Source organism: Vibrio porteresiae DSM 19223 (genome assembly GCF_024347055.1).
Lineage (GTDB): Bacteria > Pseudomonadota > Gammaproteobacteria > Enterobacterales > Vibrionaceae > Vibrio > Vibrio porteresiae.
Map to the genome: position 1 here is coordinate 3543887 of NZ_AP024895.1, position 23732 is coordinate 3567618.

24 protein-coding genes are annotated in these 23732 nt (G+C 44.6%); 14 read left to right on the forward strand and 10 right to left on the reverse strand.

Translation table 11 applies throughout. From position 1 onward, the window contains the following. The first annotated feature begins 7 nt into the window (after window positions 1-7). The 6 genes from araG to yjfF all read left to right on the forward strand — a co-directional run bounded on the left by araG (window position 8) and on the right by yjfF (window position 7364). A complete protein-coding gene (gene araG / locus OCV11_RS16235; RefSeq protein ID WP_261894088.1) occupies window positions 8-1522 on the forward strand; it encodes an L-arabinose ABC transporter ATP-binding protein AraG in 1515 nt (504 codons plus the stop codon). A gap of 16 nt (window positions 1523-1538) precedes the next feature. Next, window positions 1539-2525 carry an L-arabinose ABC transporter permease AraH gene (gene araH / locus OCV11_RS16240; RefSeq protein ID WP_315972739.1) on the forward strand — a complete coding sequence of 329 codons (987 nt, stop codon included), beginning with the start codon at window positions 1539-1541 and terminating at the stop codon, window positions 2523-2525. Between the two features lie 285 nt (window positions 2526-2810). Beyond that, the gene (ytfQ, locus tag OCV11_RS16245) at window positions 2811-3773 is read left to right on the forward strand and encodes a galactofuranose ABC transporter, galactofuranose-binding protein YtfQ (RefSeq protein ID WP_261894090.1); all 963 of its coding nucleotides are present in this window, start codon (window positions 2811-2813) and stop codon (window positions 3771-3773) included. A gap of 78 nt (window positions 3774-3851) precedes the next feature. Further along, window positions 3852-5348, forward strand: a complete 1497-nt coding sequence (ytfR, locus tag OCV11_RS16250; protein WP_261894091.1) for a galactofuranose ABC transporter, ATP-binding protein YtfR — start codon at window positions 3852-3854, stop codon at window positions 5346-5348. A gap of 8 nt (window positions 5349-5356) precedes the next feature. Next, window positions 5357-6385 carry a galactofuranose ABC transporter, ATP-binding protein YtfT gene (gene ytfT, locus OCV11_RS16255; RefSeq protein ID WP_261894092.1) on the forward strand — a complete coding sequence of 343 codons (1029 nt, stop codon included), beginning with the start codon at window positions 5357-5359 and terminating at the stop codon, window positions 6383-6385. Then, on the forward strand, window positions 6378-7364 hold the full coding sequence (gene yjfF, locus OCV11_RS16260) for a galactofuranose ABC transporter, permease protein YjfF (RefSeq protein ID WP_261894094.1): 987 nt from the start codon (window positions 6378-6380) through the stop codon (window positions 7362-7364). Before ytfT ends, yjfF begins: the two co-directional genes overlap by 8 nt. A 50-nt stretch (window positions 7365-7414) precedes the next feature. Here the strand turns inward: yjfF and OCV11_RS16265 are convergent, their stop codons facing one another. Then, window positions 7415-7816, reverse strand: coding sequence for a YbaN family protein (locus OCV11_RS16265; protein WP_261894095.1), 402 nt, complete (start codon window positions 7814-7816; stop codon window positions 7415-7417). A gap of 90 nt (window positions 7817-7906) precedes the next feature. Further along, on the reverse strand, window positions 7907-8428 hold the full coding sequence (locus OCV11_RS16270) for a gluconokinase (protein ID WP_261896327.1): 522 nt from the start codon (window positions 8426-8428) through the stop codon (window positions 7907-7909). Between the two features lie 125 nt (window positions 8429-8553). On the opposite strand from OCV11_RS16270, the gene gntU reads away from it, so the two are divergent. Further along, window positions 8554-9897: a gluconate transporter gene (gntU, locus tag OCV11_RS16275; protein WP_261894096.1), complete on the forward strand. Its 1344-nt coding sequence runs from the start codon at window positions 8554-8556 to the stop codon at window positions 9895-9897. A gap of 53 nt (window positions 9898-9950) precedes the next feature. Here gntU and gntR read toward each other — a convergent pair whose 3' ends face one another. From gntR to ftnA, 4 genes are all read right to left on the reverse strand, one after another. Continuing rightward, complete coding sequence (gntR, locus tag OCV11_RS16280; RefSeq protein WP_261894097.1) at window positions 9951-10952, reverse strand: gluconate operon transcriptional repressor GntR; 1002 nt, start codon at window positions 10950-10952, stop codon at window positions 9951-9953. Between the two features lie 128 nt (window positions 10953-11080). Further along, window positions 11081-12268 carry a BaiN/RdsA family NAD(P)/FAD-dependent oxidoreductase gene (locus tag OCV11_RS16285; RefSeq protein ID WP_261894099.1) on the reverse strand — a complete coding sequence of 396 codons (1188 nt, stop codon included), beginning with the start codon at window positions 12266-12268 and terminating at the stop codon, window positions 11081-11083. Window positions 12269-12372: 104 nt separating this feature from the next. Next, complete coding sequence (uspB, locus tag OCV11_RS16290; protein WP_261894100.1) at window positions 12373-12696, reverse strand: universal stress protein UspB; 324 nt, start codon at window positions 12694-12696, stop codon at window positions 12373-12375. 74 nt (window positions 12697-12770) lie between these two features. Beyond that, on the reverse strand, window positions 12771-13301 hold the full coding sequence (ftnA, locus tag OCV11_RS16295) for a non-heme ferritin (RefSeq protein ID WP_261894101.1): 531 nt from the start codon (window positions 13299-13301) through the stop codon (window positions 12771-12773). Window positions 13302-13467: 166 nt separating this feature from the next. Here ftnA and OCV11_RS16300 point away from each other — a divergent pair, with 166 nt between their 5' ends. Together OCV11_RS16300 and OCV11_RS16305 are read left to right on the forward strand one after the other, a co-directional pair. Further along, on the forward strand, window positions 13468-13893 hold the full coding sequence (locus OCV11_RS16300) for a universal stress protein (protein WP_261894102.1): 426 nt from the start codon (window positions 13468-13470) through the stop codon (window positions 13891-13893). A 55-nt stretch (window positions 13894-13948) separates the two neighbouring features. Then, complete coding sequence (locus OCV11_RS16305; RefSeq protein ID WP_261894104.1) at window positions 13949-14830, forward strand: carboxylate/amino acid/amine transporter; 882 nt, start codon at window positions 13949-13951, stop codon at window positions 14828-14830. 49 nt (window positions 14831-14879) lie between these two features. On the opposite strand, the gene OCV11_RS16310 is transcribed toward OCV11_RS16305, so the two are convergent. Further along, on the reverse strand, window positions 14880-15290 hold the full coding sequence (locus OCV11_RS16310; protein ID WP_261894105.1) for a hypothetical protein: 411 nt from the start codon (window positions 15288-15290) through the stop codon (window positions 14880-14882). 42 nt (window positions 15291-15332) lie between these two features. Beyond that, window positions 15333-16118 carry a class I SAM-dependent methyltransferase gene (locus OCV11_RS16315; RefSeq protein ID WP_261894107.1) on the reverse strand — a complete coding sequence of 262 codons (786 nt, stop codon included), beginning with the start codon at window positions 16116-16118 and terminating at the stop codon, window positions 15333-15335. 208 nt (window positions 16119-16326) lie between these two features. Here OCV11_RS16315 and asnC point away from each other — a divergent pair, with 208 nt between their 5' ends. Beyond that, a complete protein-coding gene (asnC, locus tag OCV11_RS16320; RefSeq protein ID WP_261894108.1) occupies window positions 16327-16797 on the forward strand; it encodes a transcriptional regulator AsnC in 471 nt (156 codons plus the stop codon). Between the two features lie 51 nt (window positions 16798-16848). Here asnC and tsrA read toward each other — a convergent pair whose 3' ends face one another. Continuing rightward, window positions 16849-17130: an H-NS-like global regulator TsrA gene (gene tsrA, locus OCV11_RS16325; RefSeq protein WP_261894109.1), complete on the reverse strand. Its 282-nt coding sequence runs from the start codon at window positions 17128-17130 to the stop codon at window positions 16849-16851. Between the two features lie 108 nt (window positions 17131-17238). Then, window positions 17239-18510, reverse strand: coding sequence for a multidrug effflux MFS transporter (locus tag OCV11_RS16330; protein ID WP_444546120.1), 1272 nt, complete (start codon window positions 18508-18510; stop codon window positions 17239-17241). Between the two features lie 35 nt (window positions 18511-18545). Between OCV11_RS16330 and OCV11_RS16335 the strand changes: the two genes are divergently transcribed. The 4 genes from OCV11_RS16335 to betB all read left to right on the forward strand — a co-directional run bounded on the left by OCV11_RS16335 (window position 18546) and on the right by betB (window position 23729). Continuing rightward, complete coding sequence (locus OCV11_RS16335) at window positions 18546-19487, forward strand: LysR substrate-binding domain-containing protein (protein ID WP_261894112.1); 942 nt, start codon at window positions 18546-18548, stop codon at window positions 19485-19487. 113 nt (window positions 19488-19600) lie between these two features. Next, the gene (locus OCV11_RS16340) at window positions 19601-21391 is read left to right on the forward strand and encodes an aminopeptidase P family protein (protein ID WP_261894114.1); all 1791 of its coding nucleotides are present in this window, start codon (window positions 19601-19603) and stop codon (window positions 21389-21391) included. 262 nt (window positions 21392-21653) lie between these two features. Beyond that, window positions 21654-22253, forward strand: a complete 600-nt coding sequence (gene betI / locus OCV11_RS16345) for a transcriptional regulator BetI (RefSeq protein WP_261894116.1) — start codon at window positions 21654-21656, stop codon at window positions 22251-22253. A 15-nt stretch (window positions 22254-22268) separates the two neighbouring features. Next, window positions 22269-23729, forward strand: a complete 1461-nt coding sequence (gene betB / locus OCV11_RS16350; RefSeq protein WP_261894119.1) for a betaine-aldehyde dehydrogenase — start codon at window positions 22269-22271, stop codon at window positions 23727-23729. The last annotated feature ends 3 nt before the right edge of the window (window positions 23730-23732 follow it).

Genomic DNA, 23732 nt, shown 5'->3' on the forward strand with positions numbered 1-23732 from the left:
GACGGTGATGAACACAGCCCCCTCATACCTCGAATTTAGCCATATTTCTAAACATTTTGCTGGTGTCAAAGCGCTGACTGACATCAGTTTTAGAGCCAACAAAGGCAGTATTCATGCCTTGATGGGTGAAAACGGCGCAGGTAAATCGACCCTATTAAAAACCTTAAGTGGTTTACATCAACCGACGGAAGGTGAACTGATCATTGATGGTCAGCCGCATCAATTTGTGAATGCCCAAGATGCACTTTCCCAAGGCATTGCCATTATTTATCAGGAGCTTAATCTGGTTCCAGAACTGAGCGTGGCAGAAAACATCTTTCTTGGTCAACTGCCTACCAAACAAGGTCGCGTTGATGTTGAAACCCTCAATCGCAACGCCCGAATTCAATTGGAACGCTTAGGGGAGCACTTTGACCCCTCTTTGCCGCTCAAAGAGTTTTCGATTGGTCAGTGGCAAATGGTTGAAATCGCCAAAGCACTGAGTCGTAACGCACAAATCATCGCCTTTGACGAACCCACCAGTAGCCTTTCCCAGCGCGAGATCCAAAACCTCTTCAAAGTGATTCGCGAACTGCGTGATTCCGGCAAGATCATTTTGTACGTGTCGCACCGCATGGAAGAGATTTTTGAACTGTGCGATGCCATCACCATTTTTAAAGATGGCACTTTGGTGCAAACCTTTGATGACCTCTCACTCTTAACTCATGAACGCTTAGTGGAGTTGATGGTGGGACGTGAAATCAATGATATCTACCATTATCGTTCTCGCCCACTCGGCGAAAGTGGTTTACGCCTCGAAAAATTTACCGGCCCAGGAATTAGCGCTCCGATCTCATTTGATATTCGCCAAAGTGAGATTCTCGGCCTATTTGGTCTGGTAGGTGCAGGTCGTACAGAGCTGACAAGACTGATTTTTGGCGCTGAAAAAGCCACCTCTGGTCAGCTCTATCTGCATGATACTCCTCTCCAAATCAACCGTCCGGTTGATGCCATTCGCGCGGGCATTACTTTATGCCCAGAAGACCGTAAAGCAGACGGTATTGTTCCGATTCTTTCTGTCGCTGAAAACACCAATATCAGTGCTCGTCCGTGGCATTTGAAATTGAAAAGCCTGATCGATTTTTCTTGGGAAGGCAAAAATGCAGCGGCGCAAAAAAAGGCGCTCAACATCAAAGCCGCCTCTTTAGAGCAACGTCTTGGCGAACTTTCTGGTGGCAATCAACAGAAAGTGATTTTGGGTCGTTGGTTATCTACCGCAATGAGCGTGATTTTGCTTGATGAACCCACCCGCGGTATCGATGTTGGCGCGAAATCAGAGATTTATGAACTGATTTTCAAGCTAGCTGAAAACGGCGTCACCGTGTTGGTGGTATCGAGTGATTTACCTGAAGTCCTTGGCATTTCCGATCGCATTTTGGTCATGAAAGATGGTGCGGTAACAGGTGAACTACAACGCAATGAATTCAAAGAACAAACTGCTCTTCGACTAGCCATGCTCGGCGAAGAAGCCACTGCGGCTTAACGAAAGGAATTAGATTATGTCTCTATCAAGTTCAACCAAAATGGCTCAGCCGGAGCCAAAAGAACGCCATCTCAATCTGGCCCATATTTGGGATAAATTCGGCATGCTCATTGTGTTTGCTGGCCTATTTATTCTTTGTTGTCTGTTTGTTCCCTACTTTGCCACCTTTGTGAATATGAAAGGTTTAGGACTGGCTATTTCAATGAGTGGCATGGTTGCTTGTGCCATGTTGTTCTGCCTCGCTTGTGGGGATTTGGACCTTTCCGTAGCATCGGTGATCGCTTGCTCTGGCGTCGTGACCGCAGTAGCGATTAACGCCACCAGCAGTGTTGTACTCGGTGTCGGTGCGGGTTTGTTGTCTGGTGTTGCCTTCGGTTTACTTAATGGCTTTGTGATTGCCAAACTGCAAATCAACGCGCTGATCACGACACTGGCGACCATGCAGATTGCTCGTGGTTTGGGTTACATCATCTCTGACGGTAAAGCAGTTGGTATCACTGAAGAAGGCTTCTTCACGCTGGGTAACTCTTCATTCATTGGAATTCCTACACCAATTTGGCTCACCATCGTCACCTTTGCCATTTTCGCGTTTCTGCTTAATCGCACTGTTTATGGACGCAATACTTTGGCCATTGGCGGTAACGAAGAAGCAGCACGTTTAGCTGGGGTCAATGTGGTCAAAACCAAGCTACTGATTTTTACTATTTCCGGATTTATATCAGCTCTGGCTGGTGTCATCTTGGCAGCGCGTATGACCAGTGGCCAACCCATGACATCGGTGGGCTTTGAACTGGTGGTTATCTCTGCTTGTGTCCTTGGCGGGGTTTCACTAAAAGGCGGTATTGGTAAAGTCTCGTATGTGATTGCCGGGGTACTGATTCTAGGTACAGTAGAAAATGCCATGAACCTACTAAACATGTCTCCATTTGCGCAATATGTCGTTCGCGGCGCCATCTTATTGGCAGCAGTAATATTTGACCGTTATAAACAAAAAAATCGCTAAATATTATTTAATTAATTCAAGCCCCTGTTATTAAATAGGGGCTTTTTATTTACTAAGCAAAATAAAATAACCATCGTGCATCTCTATTTTTTAAACTTATTTTTTGTGAACACAATGTTATTTTTGTTGCTATTAAAATGGATAAAATTGCTACAAAAAATATTCTGTGATTAATATCCAAGCCACTATTTCCTATCAAACATACTCTTATCTTCGTAATAAAAATAATACATGTACACCTTTTTATCCGTGAAACAAATAGTCAAATAAGATAGGTACATCAATATGTTAAAGAAACTCTCACTCGCTGTTGCGATCAGCTCTTTATTGATGTCTGGTTCGCTGATGGCCAATACCCTCACTGTCGGATTTTCTCAAATCGGTTCTGAATCTGGTTGGCGCGCTGCTGAAACCTCAGTGGCAAAAACCGAAGCTGCCAAACGAGGAATCGACCTGAAAATTTCCGATGCTCAACAAAAACAAGAAAACCAAATCAAAGCCGTGCGCTCTTTCATTGCTCAAGGCGTTGATGCCATTTTCATTGCTCCAGTGGTACAGACTGGTTGGGAACCCGTGTTAGAAGAAGCGAAAGATTACGGCATTCCGGTCTTCTTGCTTGACCGCACAGTCTCTGTCGATGATGACTCGCTCTACATGACCTCCGTCGCTGCAGATGATGTGTTGGAAGGCGAAGTTGCAGGTAACTGGTTAATCAATGCAGTTAAAGATCGTCAAAACTGTAACGTGGTAGAACTGCAAGGTACGGTCGGTTCTAGTGTGGCTATCGAACGTAAGCAAGGCTTTGACAAGACGATCAAACAAGCGAAAAACATCCAAATTACTCGTACTCAATCTGGCGAATTTACCCGCAGTAAAGGTAAAGAAGTTATGGAAAGTTTTATTAAAGCAGAAAATAACGGCAAAAGTATTTGTGCGGTTTTCTCCCATAATGACGATATGGCAATTGGTGCAATTCAAGCAATTAAAGAAGCCGGATTACAACCAGGTAAAGATATTTTAATTGTCTCTATCGATGCGGTTCCCGATATATTTAGAGCCATGCTAAAAGGTGAAACCAATGCGACCGTTGAATTGACACCGAATATGGCAGGCCCAGCACTTGATGCGTTAATGGCATTTAAAGATAAAGGAGTTGTTCCACCGAAAAAAATCGTGACTAAGTCTACTCTGTTCTTACCTCAAGATGCCGCTAACGAGTTAAAAATTAAACAAAACTTAGGTTATTAATTTATTTCGTTATTCGCTTTTAGTCGTCACCGCCTCATGCTGCTTCTGCCAGCATGAGGCGCAGATGGAGTGTTCGTCATGTCCAATCAAGATTTGGTGCTTGATGCCAAACGAATCTGTAAATATTTCCCTGGCGTCAAAGCCCTGCAGAATGTCGATTTTTCTCTGCGTAAAGGTGAAATCATGGCCTTACTCGGGGAAAATGGCGCAGGTAAATCCACGTTAGTGAAAACTCTCACTGGGGTTTATGAAAAAGACTCGGGAGAAATTCTTCTCGATGGTCATTCAATCTCGCCACAAAATACCGCAGAGGCCCAACGCCTTGGTATCGGTACTGTATATCAAGAAGTTAACTTACTACCGAACATGTCGGTGATGGATAACCTCTTCATCGGTCACGAACCGAAACGCTTTGGTTTTGTCGATCGCAAAACTATGGCAATCAAAGCCAAACAAATCGTGCAAAGTTACGGACTGAACATTGATGTCAGCCTACCGCTCAATCAATTTTCGGTTGCGATTCAGCAGGTCGTCGCAATTGCACGCGCGATCTCTATGTCAGCCAAAATTCTGATTCTTGATGAACCGACCGCAAGCCTTGATGGTAATGAAGTCAACATGCTGTTCGACATCATGCGTCAATTGAAGACGCAGGGAGTCAGCTTAATTTTCATTACGCACTTTCTTGAACAAGTGTATCAAGTGAGCGATCGAATCACCGTCTTACGTAATGGACAGTTAGTAGGCACAAGGGAAACTGCCGAGTTGCCGCAAATTGAATTAGTCAAAATGATGCTAGGGCGCGAACTGGAAGAAGGCGCACTGAAACGCGCCGGAAAAACCACTTGGCATGACAAACCGGTGATTCAACTCTCCAACTTTGGCAAAAAGGGAACCATTGAGCCTTTTACACTGGATGTCCACGCTGGCGAAATCGTTGGGCTAGCGGGCTTACTCGGTTCTGGGCGCACAGAAACGGCTCAAGTTATTTTCGGTATCGAACCTCATGATAGCGGAACATGCCGCTTACAAAACAAAGTGGTTTCCATTCACTCTGCTCGGCAAGCTTCTCATTTAGGGCTGGGTTACTGCCCTGAAGATCGCAAAACCGACGGCATTATTGGAGCAGCATCAGTAAGGGAAAACATCATCTTAGCGCTACAAGCACAACGCGGATGGTTTCGCCCCTTATCTCGTAAAGAGCAAGAGAAGGTATCAGATCGCTTTATTCAACAACTCGCGATTAAAACCCCAAACATCGAGCAACCAGTCGAATTTCTCTCTGGGGGTAATCAACAGAAAGTATTGCTTGCTCGTTGGCTACTAACCAAACCGAAGTTCCTTATTCTTGATGAACCTACTCGTGGTATCGATGTGGGTGCCCATGCGGAAATTATTCGCCTGATTGAAAGCTTATGTGCTGATGGTTTGGCGTTACTGGTTATCTCTTCGGAACTTGAAGAACTGGTGGGTTATGCCGATCGAGTGATCGTATTACGTGACCGTAAACAGGTGGCTGAAATTCCGACAGACCAGTTATCAGTGCCTGCCATTATGCAAGCCATTGCAATGTGAGGTGGATTATGAGTATTTTGACACCCTCAACCCTATCTAAATCAGGTCATAAATCGGTGTTCCATCTACCAAAAGGAACACCACAAATTGCCGCATTACTGTTATTACTGGTGGTAAATAGCCTGATTGCAGATAACTTTTTCTCCATCCATATCCAAGATGGCAGGCTATTTGGCAGCTTGATCGATATTTTAAATCGTGGGGCTCCAGTCGCTTTGCTCACCATTGGTATGACGCTAGTCATCGCCACCGGTGGTATCGACTTATCTGTTGGGGCCGTCATGGCGATCAGCGGTGCGGTTATGGCCAGTATGGCACACCAAGGTTATGACCCATCAGCCATTCTCCTGTGTGGCATCATTGCTGGTGCGCTATGCGGTTTATGGAATGGCTTCCTGGTCGCAATTTTTAAGATTCAGCCTATCGTCGCCACACTAATTTTGATGGTCGCTGGACGAGGAATTGCCCAACTTATCACTCAAGGGCAAATCATCACCTTTACCAACAGCACATTAGCTTGGTTTGGCAGTGGTACCTTATTCTACTTCCCTACACCAGTATGGTTAATGCTGATTGCTGCATTCGCTATCTGGGCACTCACCAAGAAGACGGCTCTCGGGCTCTTTATCGAATCGGTTGGGATTAATATCAAGGCAGCTAAAAACGCGGGCTTAAATACCCCAGCAATCGTGATGTCGGTGTATGTGGTCAGTGGCGTGATGTCGGCGATTGCAGGGATTGTTGTGGCGGCAGATATTCAAGGTGCGGATGCAAACAACGCGGGGCTGTATTTGGAAATGGATGCCATCCTTGCCGTTGTGATTGGCGGCACCTCGTTGATGGGCGGGCGTTTTAACCTCTTCCTTGCCCTGATCGGGGCGTACATCATTCAAAGTATCAACACCGGTATTCTCTTGTCTGGCTATCAACCGCAATGGAACCAAATCGTTAAAGCGGTTGTGGTGCTGATTGTCTTGGTTTTGCAATCCCCTGCCGTGATTCGTGCCATTAAAGGGAGGATGAAACATCATGATTAAACGTCATTTCCCATTATTCATAACCATCTGCGTTTTCTTGCTTGGCTATTTTTTCTGTGCCTTGCAATTTCCCGCATTTACTAGCACTCGAGTGATCTGCAACATCCTGACCGACAATGCTTTCTTGGGTATTCTGGCTGTCGGCATGACCTTCGTGATTTTGTCTGGTGGTATCGACTTGTCCGTCGGGTCAGTGATTGCCTTTACCGGCGTGTTGATGGCGACGTTGATTAGCCATGGCATTCATCCTTATGCAGCCATGCTGTTTGCATTGGTGCTGGGCGCTCTCTTTGGTGCCTTTATGGGATGGATTATCGACACGTTGAAAATTCCGGCTTTCATCGTCACCTTGGCTGGGATGTTTTTCTTACGCGGCACCAGTTTTCTGATTTCAGAACAATCTATCCCAATCAATCACCCAGCCTATCGAGAACTTTCGCGTACCGTTTGGCACATTTGGGGAGGGGGACGCTTGAGTTTATTGGCCGTTATCATGCTAGTGGTTGTGGTTTTAGGGATTGTTTTAGCTCAGAAAACTCGCTTTGGGAATAACGTGTATGCGATTGGTGGCAACGCCACTTCCGCCTCATTAATGGGTGTTCCTGTGCGGATGACAACTATAGGGATTTATACCCTATCGACTCTGCTCGCCACCTTAGCTGGGATTGTTTTTTCCATCTACACCTCGGCCGGTTATCCGCTGGCAACCGTAGGGGTAGAGCTAGATGCAATTGCTGCAGTGGTCATTGGCGGTACATTGCTATCTGGTGGTGTGGGGACGGTGTTTGGCTCGCTATTTGGCGTACTGATTCAAGGTTTGATTCAAACCTACATTACCTTTGATGGCACATTAAGTTCTTGGTGGACCAAGATCATCGTTGGCATTTTGCTGTTCAGCTTTATCGGTATGCAGCGCTTACTGATGATCATCACGGAAAGGCGCAAGGTCGTACATAAAATAGAAACGGTCACCACATAAACTTCCGTTGTTCTAAAATGACAAACCCCAGTACTAAACTGGGGTTTGCTTTATTCCGCCTCTGATGAAGAGACTGAGGATGGTGAAGCGGAAGGACGAATTTCAGGCCGACGCCAAATAATCACCGTTGCAATCAACATACCTGCGGTGGCCACGATCATGACCCACAATGCGACATGATGAACCCATAAGATCAAAAAACAAATCGACATAGAAATCGCGGAAATAATTTTGTTCTTACGCGAGATCACTCGCCCATTTTGCCAATTTTCAATCATGTCGCGAAAATAAGGTCGCGACATAATGAATCGATAAATGGTTGGTGAACCTTTCGCTGCCGCCCAAGCACTGAGAATCACAAACTCAGTTGCCGGCAATCCAGGCAGCAACACACCAGCAAACGCCAGTAATAAACTCAGTACGGCAATACACTTATAAACCCAAAGCTTCATGTAAAGCCTCGTCTAATTTCAATATGCTACCAAGTATAGATGACGTTAACCGCACCTGTGTCAGGCGTCGTGATAGAGAAGCAGCCTGCTTTATTCGGCGTTTTGAATTGCAGCAACGCAGCGTTGCACTACTTCATCAAAAGTACCATCAATGCTAACGCGAATAACGTCGCTTTCTTCTGCCATTGGCATCTCTAAGGTATCAAACTGGCTTTTCAGTAATTCAATTGGCATGAAATGGTCAGCACGATCCAACATGCGTTGTTTCACTAGGTCAAATTCGCCGTGAAGATGAATAAAGGTTAAGCGGCTATTACCCTGACGGATTTGGTCGCGGTATTTCTTTTTCAGTGCAGAGCACACAATCACGCCGGACTCTTTTTTCATTTCGATACTAAATACCGCATCGTTAATGCGTTCCAACCACGGAGCACGATCATCATCATTGAGTGGATGGCCCGATTTCATTTTGAGAATGTTGGCTTTGGGATGTAAGTCATCGCCATCAATGAACTTTGCGTTCAGTTCACGAGCAACGGCGGCGCCAATGGATGACTTGCCACAACTAGAAACGCCCATAAACAGATAGCTGTTACCTTTTTTCTCTATCATCACTTTGTTGACCTCAATCTCATTTCCAAGCTTTGTTGGTTTTCATCCTACCACGTTACCCGTAACATGTTACGGGTAACCTACAAAAATGTGAACAAACTAACACTCCAACAAAAGGTACTTTTATGTCTGATCTTTCATTGATCCTGACGGCAATAGGCTCAATTGCGCTGCTTCTGTTCTTAGTCATGAAGGTGAGACTTCATGCGGTAGTGTCATTGATCCTCGTGTCGATGATCGCAGGTCTTTTTTCTGGAATGAACCCTGCTGATATCGCCAACACCATTCAAAAAGGGATGGGCGGTACTCTTGGTTTCGTTGCCGTCGTCGTTGCTCTTGGCGCCATGTTTGGACGCGTCATGGAAGAGACTGGTGCACTTGACCAAATCGCACATACCCTGCTCAACAAATTCGGCACCAATAAAGCACACTGGGCAATGACCCTAACCGGCTTTATTTGTGCTCTGCCCCTCTTCTTTGACGTTGCTGTTGTACTGTTAATTGGCATCGCCTTCGCCGTAGTGCGTAAAGGCGGCGGTAGCGTGGTTAAAATCGGGATTGCGCTATTAGCAGGTATCGCTACCTGCCAAGCGTTCTTAATCCCAGCACCAGGGCCAATTCTAGTCGCTTCACAATTGAATGCTGACTTTGGCTACATGATTGTGATTGGTCTGCTGGCGTCCATTCCTGCGATGATTCTGGGTGGCCCTATCTTTGGTAGCATGATCGCGAAAAAAGTTCATGTTGAGCTACCAGCGCATGAACAGCATGACAATATGCAACGTGAAGGTTCAGTGATCCCGTCATTTTTACTTTCAATCAGCATCGTGATTTTCCCACTGTTACTGATCGGTCTAAAAACCATCGTATCGCGTTTTATTGACCCACAATCGTCACTACACAACTGGCTAGCACTGATTGGTCACCCATTCACTGCGATTCTGCTTGCATGTCTATTAGCTTTCTATGCATTGGGTATCAAACGCAATATTCCACGCGAACGCATTATGGAAATCTGTGGTAGTGCACTACAGCCAGCGGGCGTGATTATCTTGGTGACAGGTGCGGGCGGCGTATTTAAACAAGTTCTGATCGATTCAGGTGTTGGGGCAGCTCTTGGTAATACCTTGGCTGGTTCAGGATTACCCATCGTGATTCTAGCGTTCATTTTGGCTGCTGCTGTGCGTGTTATTCAAGGTTCAGCGACGGTTGCGATGCTAACTGCCTGTGGCTTAATCACCCCTATGTTGGCACCGTTAAACTTGGATGGGGCTCAAATGGCAGCGATCACTATCGCTATCGGTGGTGGTGCGATTGTGTTCTCGCACGTGAATGATTCAGGATTCTGGTTAGCAAACCGTTATCTGGGTTTAAGTGAGAAGCAGACGTTGCAAACTTGGACCGTCATGGAAACCATCATTGGTACCACTGGTGGTGTCGTTGCGATGTTAGTGTCCATCTTCCTTTAATCGATAGTCGGCTCCACAACGAACCGCACTCTGAATTTTTCGGGTGCGGTTTTTTATTGCAAGCTCTCGCCTACATCGATTTCATAACCCAAATTGATGATAGATTTTTCCACTACTTTGCCTTGGAGACGCTCTAAAAGCTCAGTAGCTGAAATGCGACCAATTTGCTCACGCGGGGTAATCACACTGGCTAGCTTAGGGGTCATGGATTGGCCGATATCATGGCCATGAAAACCTGCTACGCCAATATCTTGCGGAACCCGAATACCTTGGCGCTGACATTCAAAAATGACACCAGCCGCTAAGTCATCGTTAGTACAAAAGAAGCTATCCAAATCAGGGTAACGCTGCATGCTATCTCTTAATAATTTCGCACCAAGAGAAAACGAAGAAGCCTCATCAGTGGTAACGACCGCAGTGGATAAGCCAGCTTGCTCCATCGCTGCCGCGTAGCCTTGCATTTTCAATTTGGTGCGAACGTCCATTCGAGCGCCAAGATAAACAATGCGTCGATGACCACGAGCTATCATGGTTTGCACCATTTCGTATGCCGCTTGAGTGTTATCAAACCCAACACATTGCTGGATTGATGGTGAAGCAATGTCCATCATTTCAATGACAGGGATACCCGCTGTCTCAATCATCCTCACAGTACGAGGCGTGTGATAACTCTCTGAGAGCAAGAGTCCATCAATGTTGTAAGAGAGTAACGAAGCAACCCTCGCTTCTTCAACCTCTGGGCGATAACCATAGTGAGCGAACATGGTTTGATAACCATATTTCCCTGTGACTTTCTCGATGCCACGAATCACTTCAGCAAAAACTTGGTTAGTTAAAGAAGGAACCAATACGCCGATCGCCCGACTTTTGGCTTGTGCCAAAATCTCTGGTGCTCGATTGGGAATGTACCCACAGGTTTCGAGTGCCGAGGCAATTTTCTCGCGGGTTTTATCTGAAACCAGTAACGGATCTTTGAGATAACGACTCACCGTCATCTTGGTTACCCCTACCAGATCAGCAACATCCTGCAACGTAGGCCGGCGTTTTTTTGTCATAAATAGTTATCTTCCAAGTTGATGATGATTTTCCTTTTCGAAAATCTATAACATCATGAATTACAAGATGTTAAGCAGCATCACTGAATCTTATAATAGATTGCCTAATTCAACCAGTCGCAATGGGATTAAACCCATTGGCCAGCCACATAGCCACTCGACCACGCCCACTGGAAGTTGTATCCACCAAGCCAACCCGTCACATCCATTACTTCGCCAACGAAAAAGAGCCCTTTAACTTGACTGCATTCCATCGTTTTAGAGGAAATAACCTGAGTATCCACACCGCCTAATGTTACCTCGGCAGTGCGATAACCTTCTGTTCCGTTAGGTAAGATTGTCCACGCTTGCAATTGCTCCACCACTTGTTCAAGTTGCTTACCTTGATACTGCTTCAGTGGCTTATCAAAAATGACTTTACGCTCAATCAGCACTTCCACTAAGCGTTTAGGCAATACTCGCGCCAGAGTGTTTTTTAGGCTCTGATTTGGATGCTGTTGCAAGGTTTCTGTTAACAGCCCCATTAAATCTGTCTCTGGTACTAGATTGATGGTGATCGCCTCACCAGGAGTCCAGTAAGAAGAGATCTGCAACACGGCAGGACCAGATAGACCACGATGGGTAAACAGCAGCGCTTCTTTGAAGGTTTTACCCGATTTAGATTCGATAATGGTCGGAATAGCAATGCCCGATAGTTCAGCGAAATCTTCTTTATCTTCTTTGTGCAAAGTAAAGGGGACTAAGCCTGCAGTGGTTGTGACTACAGGTAGTCCAAAGCTTTCGGCCACCTTGTAACCAAAAGGTGTGGCACCTAATTTAGGCATGGATAAACCGCCCGTTGCGATCACTAAAGACTCACACGTAATCTCGCCTTTATTGGTTGCTAGGTGAAAGCCGGTCTCAGTTTTCTTGATCTGTTCAATCTCAACTTGATACTGCTGCTCAATCGTCGCTTGCTCACACTCTGCTAATAGCATATTGACGATATCTTTAGCGGAATCTAAACAAAACAGCTGCCCGTGATCGCGCTCTTCAAACTCAATACCATATTTGCTTACCATTGAGATGAAATCCCAGTTGGTATATTGCGATAAGGCGGATTTCACAAAGTGTGGATTGCGGCACAAGTAGTTTTCAGCCGAGACATCGTAGTTGGTGAAGTTACAGCGACCACCACCAGAAATAAGGATCTTACGACCGGGTTTTTTGGCGTTGTCGATGACCAATACTCGGCGACCACGCTTGCCCGCTTGAGCTGCGCACATTAATCCCGCCGCACCGGCACCTACGATGACTACATCGACCTGTTTACTCATGCTTTAAAACTCTTGATTGAAATAAAAAAGGATGTGCTGGGCACATCCTTCGATTACGTGAGGCGGTATTTTAGCGGCAAAGCCAACGCTTGCCAATTAGCTGTTTACAGAATAATCGCCGCAGCGGTTGTGACGACCAACAACGTGATACAGAGAATAAAGAGCTCTCGCACTCGATCGCACTTCATCATAAACAGCTCATCATGGTGATGATGGTATTCTTTGCTCTTAATATAGTGGTAGAGACGCACTTGCTTCGCCCAGTTACCCTGGGTAGAAAAAAATCCCCTACCGTCCACTTGCTGGTACAACAGTGGATGAGCGTCTCTCATGATATACAGCAAAGAACGCAATGCGCTGAAATATCTGGCCAAATTAATTAAGGTTACTATCAGTAACGCAAAAAGAATGGTATCACCATTAATCATCTTTTCCTCCCCACATCTTTGTATCAGACACCGAAAGGAAAAGACGATCGCTAACTATTGTCTTTTACTTCTTACTACTCAGCAGAGGTATCTGATGCAGAAGATGAACTACCCACTTTTGCCAATTCCGCTAAATCTTTGTCGATAAAGAAGAGGGCTTTTCCGTCTTCACCAACAAGCTCCAGCTTGTCTAATATCCCTTTAAACAGTTTCTCTTCCTCATGTTGCTCAGCGACATACCATTGAAGAAAACTGAATGTTGAGTAGTCTTGAGATGTGAACGCCACATGAGCCAACTTATTAATATTTTGTGTAATCATTTGCTCATGTTCATACGTTTCGCGGAACACTTCACCAAGGCTCGCGTACGTATGTTTAGGCGCAGCGATCGCACCAAGGATTGGCAATGCGCCTGTTTCACTTACGTAAGTAAATAAACGGTGCATATGCTGCATTTCTTCTGCTGCATGTTGACGCAAAAATTGCGCCGCGCCTTCAAATCCCTTGTCTTCACACCAAGCACTCATTTGTAAGTATAGATTGGATGAAAAAAATTCTAGGTTAATTTGATCATTCAATTGATCAATCATTGCTTGTGCCAACATAGATAGCTCCTAACTCTCTGTTTCTATTTATAACAATCACTATAACACGATCATTGCGATAAGTGCGTCAGGTATTACGGCGTGCTACGGATATGAGATCATTACTGCAAAAATCCCGAGCTCGCAGTGTTAATCTACAACTAGTCACCTAAAAGGAGATAGCATTATGAGTTATCAACACATCTTAGTTGCCGTCGATCTTTCTGAAGATAGCAAAGTATTAGTCGACAAAGCGGTGGCGTTCGCAAGACCATTAAACGCTCGATTGTCTTTCATACATATTGATGTGAATTATGCAGAGCTTTACACCGGTCTCATCGATATCAATCTGGCAGAGACACAGCATAACTCTATGGAAGCCTCACTAAACCAACTCCAAGAGTTGGCAAAATATGCTGGCTATCCCATTAATCATACGCTGGTAGGCAGTGGTGATTTGAGTAATGAAATCTGCGATACGATTGCAGAGTTTAATATTGACCTTGTTGTCTGTGGTCATCACCAAGACTTTTGGAGCAAGATTCTTTCCTCAACCAAACAGCTCATGAATTGCACACCTGTCGACCTTTTGGTTGTGCCATTTGTTGACTGACGTTCAAAGGAAATTTCGATAAACTTGGTTACTTTCTCTTTTCTACTGAGTAACCATGTTTTATCTATCTGCTGTAACCCTGCTATGGGCATTCTCTTTCAGCCTGATCGGTGTGTATCTCTCTGGTCAGGTTGATTCTTGGTTTGCGGTACTGATGCGTATTGCTCTCGCCAGTCTCGTCTTTCTGCCATTTCTCAAATTCAAAAACATATCAGGCAAGCTGATCATAAAATTAATGGCGATTGGCGGTATCCAACTCGGATTAATGTATTGTTTTTATTACCAATCCTTCCTGCTACTGACGGTTCCCGAAGTCTTACTGTTTACCGTATTTACTCCCATCTATGTCACCTTGATTTATGACTTACTCAAAGGGAGATTCTCGCCTTGGTATTTGGTGACCGCCATTATCGCGGTGGCAGGTGCGACCATTATTAAGTTCTCCGGCATTAACCAAAACTTCGTTTTAGGATTTCTCGTGGTGCAAGGAGCTAACCTTTGCTTCGCCATTGGCCAAGTCGGCTACAAATTCGTTATGGAAAAAGAAGCAACCCACATTCCGCAGAGGACGGTATTTGGGTACTTCTATCTCGGTGCGTTAGTGGTTGCAGCCATTGCGTTTGCTCTCATGGGTAACCTCAACAAACTGCCAACAACCACGACGCAATGGGGTATCTTAATTTATCTCGGCGTTATCGCCTCAGGACTCGGTTACTTTGTGTGGAATAAGGGAGCTTGCTTGGTCAATGCTGGCGCACTGGCGATCATGAATAATGCGTTAGTTCCTGCGGGACTTATCGTTAATATTCTAATTTGGAATCGAGACGTAGATTACCCTCGCCTCATCATTGGTGGCATCGTCATTCTGCTTTCATTGTGGCTAAATGAAACTTGGATAAAACGCCTTGCGCAAAAAAGTTACGCACGTTCAAACTGATAGATATAGAAGTAAAAAGCCGCTTGATAGCGGCTTTTTTAAAATCAAATTAATGCATCGGCAATGGTTCTTGCTGAACAACACCCACACTGCTTTTCGCCGTTAACTGACTGAATTTATGAGTTAGCTGAGTTTGTTTACGTACTAGCTTTTGCTGCTTTTTGTACACTTTGGCCAATTTCTTTTGCAGCTTCTTCTGTTGTTTAAGCGCTTTTTTCGCCTTTTTTAAACCCACCTTCAGTGGCATCTCATCCGTAATAAAATCCAACCCCAATATTGGTGCACTATGGGATTTCTCTTTACTACGTTCAATCTTCTGTGGCTTACATAAATTACCTTTCTCTTTCGAAGACCGGGCACAGGAGCGACAGACATAGTTTGGTGCTTCCACTAAGCGATAGATTTCACCAAGTGAACTTGCAATATCGCGGCGATTCATTTTACAAAAACGGGTTGTCATAGTGACTCGATTTTCCTTGTCGCTTAGTAATTCACATCAATACTAGTCTTCTTTCATAGAAGACAACACATACACATCGAAACGATTCTTCTTCGTCTCAATCGCCATGGTCGGTTTGTGTTGATTCAACCATTCTGCGTAATCTGGACGCTTTACAACCACACGTTTTGTCGCGAGAGCTAGAGCGGGCTCTAACAGACCATCCGCATCATTATCGGCACCAACCAGTGATTGAAAGACTCGCATCTCTTTTTTCACTAAGGCAGATTTCTTTTTGCCTTCTGGATGTGGATACATAGGATCAAGATAGACCACATCTGGACGAGCAAAATTCGGGTCTTGAGCTAGTTGGTGTAATGCATCGTGACTTGATGCATGGATTAAATTTACCCGCTCTTGCACCCAAGCACCGATCTCAGGGTCTTGCTTAGCTCTTTGTAAGCCATCATCCAGCAAAGCGGCAACAACCGGATGACGTTCCACCAGCTGCACTTTACAGCCCAACGAAGCCAGTACGAAAGCATCTCGACCAAGACCAGCTGTACCATCCAATACGGTGGGCATTGCCCCTTTATTTAAGCCAGCAGCTTTAGCAATCGCCTGTCCTTTACCACCACCAAACTTACGACGGTGCGCAACGGCCCCAGTGACCCAATCGACATAGATAGCGCCAAGCTTAGGCTCATCCAATTTGCGTAACTCAAGTCGCTCATCAGTCAGCACTAAAGCAAAAAGACTCTCGCTAGAATGTTCAAGCTTCCAGCGTGTCGCCAAAAGGTCTAATTCACCTTGACGCTCAGGTGCTTCAGCAATCAATTGTATCTGCAAAAAATGGACTCCAAACTCGGGGCTAATAACGGCGCAATTTTAGCGGATTTTGTTAGGAATACCTACACTTCGCAAAGAAAGTTCAAAACCCAGCCTATACTGACACGCAACATCAAGAAAATGAGAATAAAAACGCTAATTGATATTACTCTTTTCTAGGAGATGTTAAGATACTGAAACCGGTTGTTGTTCGAGATGAGAAATGGATATGACGAGCCCTGTAGCTACGATAAAACTTGATGATTTGGACAGAGCTATTCTGAAAATCTTAATGGATGACGCTCGAACACCTTACGCTGAAATGGCCAAACAATTTAACGTCAGCCCTGCCACGATCCACGTACGTATCGAGAAAATGAAATCTTCCGATATTATTCAAGGTACAGAAGTCGTAGTGAACACCAAAAAACTCGGCTATGACGTTTGCTGTTTTATTGGTATCAACCTCAATGCGGCTCGTGATTACCATTCTGCGTTGGCAAAACTCAACGCCTTAGATGAAGTGGTAGAAGCCTACTACACCACCGGTGCCTATAATATCTTCGTAAAATTAATGTGTCGTTCAATTGAAGAACTGCAACATGTACTTATTGATAAGTTGCAAGCAATCGATGAAGTGCAATCAACAGAAACATTAATTTCATTGCAGAATCCAATTAATCGGAATGTGAATCCGTAAAAAAGCCCCAATAAATATTCGGGGCCAATAATTCACATTTAATTAATAATATTATCTATTTAGATATTTTAATAACTCTTCAGCTGATATGCCTTGTTGTGCAAGTTCTTTTGCCAAAATATCAACTTGTTCATTTTTACGTGAATCAATCACTTGTTGAAATTGATAAACCAGATCACGTAACACGCTAATAGGTACTTGTTTTGCCGCACTGCGAATACGTTCACTACTTTGGTTGCCCAATTCACTAAGTAGTTTGCCAAACATAACCTTTTCTGGAGACTCGTCTAGTTGTTCCCAAATTCGAGCCATTTCATAGGTTGTAAGAGACATTGATTATGATTCCAAAGTATTAATTAAGAGGAGTGTTAAAAGCGTTAGGATTAACGCTTTCAACCAATTCAAGAAATAATCAGGAGAGGTAATTTACCTAACCTTGCTTTAAGGCTCAAGCACCCATTGATGCCATTTTCGACCTACATCAGAGAATAGTACTAATAACGCAGGAACGACAAGCCACATTTGTATTGCAATTAGCCAATAAGGTGTCATTTCTAACTTCTGCACTAATGCAACTACCAGCCCAGAACCGCTCATTTGAAATAAGCCCAATAATGCAGCAGCGGTACCCGCTTTATCACCAAATGGTGCTAGCGCCTTCCCTGCAGCTGAACCAAGAATCCAAGCGAATCCAACAGAGGAAATAAAAATAGGCAGCATAAAACGCCATGCAGCTTGTTCTGTGGACAAAACAACCATGACAGTTCCGGCAATACCGAGTAAAAGAATACCTGCAATAATTGATCGATGAGTACCCAATTTATCCATCACTTTGGGGGCACTTAAACATGCGACAATATTAATAACCGCATTAATGCCAAACCAAAAGGTAAATTGATCCATCGACAGTCCGAGACGCTGCATTAGAACCAATGGAGCAGAAGTGACGTACGCCAAAATAACTCCCATCGACAACATACACAAGCCCGCATGAAATAAAAATGACGGATTTTTTACGACATCCCAATAACGACTTAACTGAAACGTTGGCATTTTCTCTTGGCTTGGGTTCGTTTCTTTCATACTAAACCAGAGTAAAGTGCCGCAAATCAGCGCAAATATCACCATAAACGAGAAATTTGCGCGCCAAGAAAAATGTTGTGTCAGCCAACTGCCCAAAATAGGAGCCAAAGCAGGAATAAAACAGATTGCGCCATTAAGGTAGCTGATCATTTTGCCACTTTTCTCTGGACCAAACAGGTCACGTACACAAGCGAAAGCCGCTACCGACGTAGCACATGCACCTAAGCCTTGTAGTAATCGTCCGACGAGCATCCATTCCATTGTCTCTGCTTGCCAACAAAGAAACGCACTTGCGGTGTAAATCGCAATGCCCACCAGCGCAACCGTACGGCGTCCATATTTATCCGCTAATGGCCCAGCAAATAGCTGCCCTAACCCCATCGCAAACAAAAAGCCAGTAATCGTTAGTTTGGCAAGTTCATGTTCCACGTGAAACGTCTTAGCAATCATAGGTAAAGCGGGCAAATAGATATCGATCGCTAGAGGACTAAATAGAACTAACAGCGTCAAAAGAACCATTTGGAAGCGTGACGGAGAAGCAGAGACCATCAATAAAACTCCTTGTTGAACCAGAAAGAAAGGAAATGCTGGCGCATCATAGAGCAATGATGTTATGAATAACAATGGTATGTAATCATTCCTATTATTCCAGTTTGGAAAATCATATGAAGGTAGAAAAGCTCGCCCGTATCGACCTCAATTTATTGGTCTGCCTTAAAGTTCTCACTGAAGAACTCAATGTCACTCGTGCAGCTAACCGACTGTTTCTCAGCCAATCGGCAGTCAGTAAATCACTTGCTAAATTGCGCGAGCAATTTGACGACCCTTTATTTATCCGCACGTCACATGGATTGAAAGCCACACCTAAGACGCTATTTTTGAAACCCAAACTCGATGCACTCACTCATCAATTGGATCTTATTTCTCAACCTATCGAATTCAATCCAACCCACAGTGAATACCATTTCCAAATTGCAGCAGTTGAGAGCATCTATCCCCTATTGCTTCCTCACTTTTTGCCAACGCTGTTTCAATTGGGACCAAAGCTAAATATCAGCACTCATGCTTGGAATAACGACACGCTAAAAAAACTGCAATTAGGTGAATTGGACCTAGGTATCGTCGGCCGTGATGTGGATATCAATGATTCGCGCATCACTATGCCATTACCCTCAGACATCACGAGCGAAGAGATTTGTCGAGATAATCAAATGTGTTTAGTAAGGCAAGATCATCCAGTATTACAAGGTGATTGGAGTTTAGATACCTATCTCTCCTTGCGACATGTGCAAGTGAGATACGATGGTAATGACCGATGGCTGCTTGATTACCGTTTAGCTGATATAGGAAGAGAGCGAGATATCGCTATCACAGTACCCGATCACAATAGTGCTGCAACTCTTTGTACTTATACCGATTTTATTTTTACTGCACCCAGTCACTTTGCCCATGAGATGGTAAAACAACGCAATTTGATTGCGTTACCTCTCCCGTTAGAATTTCCCCCCATGGCATACACACTGTTGTGGAGTAAAGAACGAAATAGCGACCAAGCGTTAACTTGGTTACGCGAACTGATTAAGACCAAAACAGCGCATTTACAGTAGTCGTCCGGTTGCTAATTGCACCCTAAGGGCAAAAAGAGTAGCTTAGGCTTTCACGTCCAAAATTACACAAGCTCAAAGTCAAATAAAAGGACTGTTGTTAAAGGATATTACAGATGCAACCATTTACATCTCAACGTGTCGAAGCTCTCCGTAGCTGGATGGCACAACATCAACTCGATGCCATGATCATCCCTCATGAAGACGAATATCTCGGCGAATATGTTCCAGAACATAACGAACGTCTACACTGGTTAACTGGATTTACAGGTTCAGCAGGTGCGGCGGTCGTAAGCCAAGATAAAGCGGCAATTTTTGTTGATGGCCGTTACACAGTGCAAGTACGCAAACAAGTACCCGCAGAGATATTCGAATACCGTCATCTCGTTGAACAGCCTTATTTAACCTGGCTAACAGAGCAATTGCCTACCGGTAGCAAAGTAGGTTTCGATCCAAGAATGCACCGAGCCAACTGGTTAACCGCTGCACAAGCAAAACTTGCAGGTGACATCGAACTTGTAGCGGTAGAAAGTAACCCTGTTGATGAGTTATGGCATGATCGACCAGCAGCGGTTGTTTCTCCTATGCGCTTGATGGGCAATGAATTAGTTGGTGAAAGTAGCCTAACTAAACGTCAAAAAATTGCGAAAATTCTCCAAAGCAAGAAAGCCGATAGCGTTATCTTGACTGAACTGGACTCTATTTGTTGGTTACTGAATATTCGTGGCCTCGATGTTTCTCGCCTGCCTGTACTACTTTCACACGCTATTTTGCACAATACTGGTGATGTGGACTTTTTCCTCGATCCAGCTCGTTTAGCAGAAGGCTTTTTCGCCCATGTTGGCGAAGGTGTTCGCGTGCATCACCCAGACGAATTAGCACAACAACTTGCCGCACTTACAGGTAAACGCGTTATCGTTGATCCAGCCACCAGCAATGCTTGGTTTACTCTCACTCTACAAAACGTAGGTGCAGAATTGGTTGCAGACTCAGACCCATGCCTAACTCCTAAAGCAGCAAAAAATGCCACTGAAATTTCTGGTATGAAAGCATGTCACGTGCGTGATGGTGCAGCGATGGTGAACTTCCTAGCTTGGTTAGATAGCGAAGTTGCAGCGGGGCACGACCTAAACGAAGCACAAGTGTCTGACCGCCTACAAGCGTTTCGCGAACAAGACCCGACCTTAGCAGACTTAAGCTTTGATACTATTTCTGCAGCGGCAAGCAACGCAGCGATGTGTCACTACAATCACATTAACCAGCCGGAACCAGGCAAACTAGAGATCAACACGCTCTACCTAGTCGACTCAGGCGGTCAATACATCGATGGCACAACGGATATCACTCGTACGATCGCTATCGGTGAAGTCAGCCAAGAGATGAAGCAACAATATACCTTAGTACTGAAAGGTCATATTGCACTGGCTAAAGCTCGTTTTCCGAAAGGCACCTGTGGCCATCAACTGGACATCTTAGCTCGTCAATATTTATGGGCTAATGGTTATGATTATGATCACGGAACAGGTCATGGCGTCGGTCACTTCTTAAGTGTTCATGAAGGTCCTCAGCGTATCGGTAAAGCAGTGAATAATTTCCCTCTTCAACCTGGTATGGTGTTATCAAATGAGCCTGGTTACTACCGTGCCGATGGGTTTGGCATTCGTATCGAGAACCTAGAACTTGTGGTTGATATTGAAACCGAAGGCGATTTCGATGTACTTGGCTTTGAAGCGCTTACTCGTTGCCCTATCGACAAGCGTGCTATTGATACGAACCTTTTAACCAAACCAGAGTTGCATTGGTTAAACGAGTACCATGAAAGCGTATGGAATGATGTGAGTCCTCTCGTTTCTGACGATGTAAAACAATGGCTACGTAATGCGACAACCCCTATTCACCACGACTAATTAATAACCCCTCTGAATCCCTTATTGTTACGAACAATAAGGGATTTTTTTTACCTAAGTAAGCCTAAAATCCCACCTCTAATCAAATCCAGACAAAATAAATTTATTTTTATTAATTTTTAACCTTAAAAAACAATTGCTTAATATAAAAATCAGGTACAAACACATACCAGATCGCAAAACTTTAGTTTGAGATCTAAACATTATATGCGTAACATTAAAGTTAATTAATCGTTCAATAAAATTAACTGAGGGGTAACAAATGCCTAAGGTCGGAATGCCAGACATACGCAAACCTCAACTTGTTAATGCAACAATGACCGTGATAGAACGCGTTGGATTGCAATCCGCCAGCATCGCTTTGATCAGTGAAGAAGCTGGTGTATCAACCGGAATCATTAACCATTATTTCGGTGGTAAACATGGATTACTCGAAGAAACAATGCGTTCTATCTTACGAGCCCATGGAAAAACCGTAACTAACGCCCTGAGCTCATTACCCGCTTCAGCTCATAAGCAGCGCATTTTGGCTATCGTTGCAGCTAATTTTGAGGGACAGCAAGCGAACAACAAGGTCGCAAAAACTTGGCTCGCCTTTTGGTCTTACTCTATGCATGACAACCAATTGCAACGTCTGCAACGGGTTAATGAACAACGTCTGTTATCTCACCTATTAATTGAACTCAAAGCATTATTCAGCAACTCACAGGCGCATCATATTGCCCAAGCAATAGCTGCTCTCATTGATGGGTTATGGCTAAGAGCTGCCTTAAACCCTGACGGACTATCTGCGCAGCAAAGCCAGTTGATTATCAAACACTATCTCGAAACCCAACTTCAAGCGCTACATACACAGCATTAAACCAAAAGGCTTTTTATGGAAATCGCATCTCTTTACATTCATGGTAAGGCGCGCAGAGCCTCATCCAATGAAACCTTTACGACGTATAACCCAGCCAACGGCAAACCTTTAGCGGTGTTAGGTCAAGCCAATGAGCAAGATGTTCAAGACGCTATTGATTCGGCCAAGCAAGGCTTCCAAGTTTGGTCAAAAATGACAGCAACAGAGCGTAGCCGCATTTTGTTAAAAGCGGTCGCCTTACTGCGAGAACGTAATGACGAATTGGCCGCTCTAGAAGTGCAAGACACTGGGAAACCCATACAAGAAGCGATCTGTGTTGATATCGCAACCGGAGCTGATGTCATTGAATACTTTGCCGGGCTTGCACCTGCACAAGAAGGCAGCCAACAACCATTATCAGAGAACCAGTTTTTTTATACTCGCAAAGAACCGCTAGGGATTTGTGCAGGTATTGGCGCCTGGAACTACCCAATTCAGATTGCGATGTGGAAGTCAGCGCCCGCTCTGGCCGCTGGCAACGCAATGATCTTTAAACCCTCTGAAGAAACACCTCTCACGGCCTTAAAACTCGCCGAAATATTCACAGAAGCTGGTGTTCCAAACGGTGTGTTTAACGTTGTTCAGGGTGATGGACGAGTTGGTCAAATGCTGACTGCTCACCCAGAGATTGCCAAAGTATCCTTCACTGGAGAAGTCGGCACAGGTAAGAAAGTGATGAGCGCCAGCGCTCAAACGCTGAAATCTGTGACTATGGAACTCGGTGGCAAATCTCCGTTGATCATCTTTGACGATGCCAATGTGACTCAAGCTGTATCAGCCGCAATGATGGCCAACTTCTATACCCAAGGTGAAGTGTGTACCAACGGCACGCGAGTCTTTGTGCATGAGAAGATCTATGACCAATTTGTCGATCAACTTAAATCCCGCACAGAGAAACTGATCATTGGTGATCCGATGAATATGGACACTCAAGTTGGTGCCTTGATTTCAACATCTCACATGAAAAAGGTGCTCGAATTCATCGAGAACGGTAAAAAAAGTGGCGCGACACTTTTAACTGGGGGTTATCAAGTGACCCAAGATGGTTTGGATAAAGGTAACTTTGTCGCTCCTACCATTTTTACTGACTGCGATGATCAGATGGATTTCGTGAAGCATGAAATCTTTGGCCCTGTTATGGCTGTGCTGAAATTTTCTGATGAAGACGAAGCTATCTCACGCGCTAACAATACACAGTATGGCCTTGCGGCCGGTGTTTTTACCCAAAATCTATCGCGCGCTCACCGTGTGATCCACCAGCTACAAGCTGGCATTTGCTGGATTAACACTTGGGGAGACTCTCCAGCCCAAATGCCTGTCGGCGGCTACAAGCTTTCTGGTATTGGCCGAGAGAACGGCGTGGAAACTCTTGATCACTATACCCAAACCAAAAGCGTTCTTGTTGAGCTCAATGAGTTTGTCGGACCGTACGCATAAGGA